Origin of the sequence: Rhodococcus aetherivorans (assembly GCF_011058165.1) — a bacterium.
Classification (GTDB): Bacteria; Actinomycetota; Actinomycetes; order Mycobacteriales; family Mycobacteriaceae; genus Rhodococcus; species Rhodococcus aetherivorans.
In genome coordinates this window covers 1-1,203 of sequence record NZ_JAALEG010000200.1, presented here as the reverse complement: position 1 = coordinate 1,203, position 1,203 = coordinate 1, and the positions used below count along the sequence as shown (strand labels likewise).

The 1,203-nt window shown below is 74.0% G+C and carries 1 protein-coding gene; it reads right to left on the bottom strand.

What is annotated here, in order from left to right; genetic code table 11:
* Positions 1–2: 2 nt before the first annotated feature.
* The coding region (locus tag G6039_RS30135; RefSeq protein ID WP_164528199.1) for a bifunctional lytic transglycosylase/C40 family peptidase at positions 3–1,203 on the bottom strand (1,201 nt) is incomplete at its 5' end.

Here is a 1,203-nt window from a genome sequence, read left to right as displayed (position 1 = left end):
GTTCAGAGCAGGCGCCGGGCCTTCATGCCGGGGAAGACCGCGCCGACGCGCACCACGTCCCCGAACGTCGGGGCGTGCACCATCTGACCGCCGCCGATGTAGATGCCCACGTGCCCCGGCCCGTCGGACTGCCAGTTGCCGAACACCAGATCCCCCGGCCGGGCCAGCTGGATCGGGATCTCGGTGCCGACCCGCCACTGCGTCTGCGAGGTGCGCGGCAACCTCACCCCGGTCGCCGCGTACACCGCGTACGACGTCAGGCCCGAGCAGTCGAACCCGCCCCCCGACGGACCGTTGACGTTGCCGCCACCCCACACGTACGGCAACCCCAGATACCGGAACGCCAGGTCCACCACCCGGTTGCCGGTCTCGGTCATCCCCGGCAACCCGAGCCCGAAGAACGGCGAGAGCAGCCGCGCGAACACCATCTCCGTCGCCCGGATCTTCGCCACGTACGGCTTGGTCTGGTTCTCGTAGTCCGGCGACCCGGACGGCATCCCCCCGGACCGGCGCACCGCCCCCAGCCCGGCGTTGTACGCCGCCAACGTCAGGTCCAGGGTGTCCCCGCGCACCACCCCCTGCGCCTTCCACTGCTCGATCTGCCGGTAGTTGTCGCACAACAGATTCCCCGACGCCATCACCGGATCGGCGATGCCCAGCACATCGGCCCGCCCGTCCCCGTCGGCGTCCTTGCCGTAGGCATCCCAGGTTCCGGGCATGAACTGCCCCGGCCCCTTCGCCCCCACCGGCGAGACCGGGGCGCTGGGCCCGTACCGGAAGCCGTTCTCCGCCGAGTACAGCGCCGCCAGCACCGGCGCGCCGACCCCGTCGCACAACTGGCCGGCCTTGCGCAGCCACGGCGCGAACACCGCGATCGCGCCGATCGGCGCCAGGTTCGTCCCGGGCAGGATCGCCGGGATCGACGGCAACGTCACCGCGCCGCCACCCCACGCCGGACCCGGCGCCCACGCGTCGCTGCCCGTCGCCCCGGTGGCCGGCGCCCCGAACACCGACGGCCGTCCCGCCGGCGCGGCCGGCGCCGGCACCGACGGCACCTGTTCGAGCACGGCCTGCACCGGGTTCTCCACCGGCGCCGGCGGCGGTTCGAGCACCGCGGCCGCCTCCGCCGGCAGGTGCGGCATCAGCGCGTCCTTCGCCGCCGACGTCGCGTCCGCCACGGCCTGCTCCGCCGCCGGACGCATC